Annotated in this window: 1 protein-coding gene; it reads right to left on the bottom strand. The window is 63.1% G+C overall.

Annotated features, from left to right (window positions below):
* Positions 1–773 (bottom strand): 4Fe-4S dicluster domain-containing protein (locus tag E4Q23_RS23120; protein WP_272873735.1); only part of this gene is annotated, 773 nt, incomplete at both ends.

Genomic DNA, 773 nt, shown 5'->3' with positions numbered 1-773 from the left:
CTTCGACGGTGATCTGAATGGGGTGAGCACCGGCAGGCGCGGCCTCGGGATCGACCTTCAGCACCAGCACGGCCTTTCCAAGGCCGGCTGGCGGCGCTTCGATTTCATGCGCCTCCTCGAGGCGAAGTCCGGGCAGGCCAGCAACGTGCACGCGGTAGGTCCGTGCCTGCTCGCTGGCATTCGTCAACTGCAGACTGAATACGTTCTCGATGCTGCCGTCCGGCGCCTCGCGCGACAGGACCGCACGGTCACGGATCACGGAGACCTTGAGCGGCACCCGGTTGAGCAGCGACCAGGCAGTGGCCGTCGACACGGCAAGAAAAACGGCCAGGTAGAGCAGTGTCCGCGGCCGCGCGGCCCGACGAATGATTTCGGAGCGCGACAGGCTTTCGTCAACCGCGTTCTCGGTCGAATAGCGGATCAGACCCCGCGGGTACTCCATCTTGTCCATTACCTGGTCACAAGCATCGATGCACGCCGCGCAGCCAATACACTCGAGTTGCAGGCCGTTGCGGATATCGATACCGGTCGGGCAGACCTGTACGCATATGCTGCAGTCGACGCAGTCGCCCAGGCCCTCCGCGCGCGGGTCGGCAATTTTCCGCCGCGGGCCCCGCGGTTCGCCGCGCTGCCGGTCATAGGTGATGTTCAGCGTATCGCGGTCGAACATCACGAACTGGAATTGCGCGTACGGGCAAATGTATTTGCACATGTGCTCGCGCATGAAACCTGCGTTGCCATAGGTGGCAGCGCCGTAAAAGAGAACCCAGAAT

Origin of the sequence: Candidatus Accumulibacter phosphatis (assembly GCF_012939955.1) — a bacterium.
Classification (GTDB): Bacteria; Pseudomonadota; Gammaproteobacteria; order Burkholderiales; family Rhodocyclaceae; genus Accumulibacter; species Accumulibacter delftensis.
Note: the sequence above shows the minus strand (reverse complement) of the source record. Positions and strands in the feature narration are given on the sequence as shown.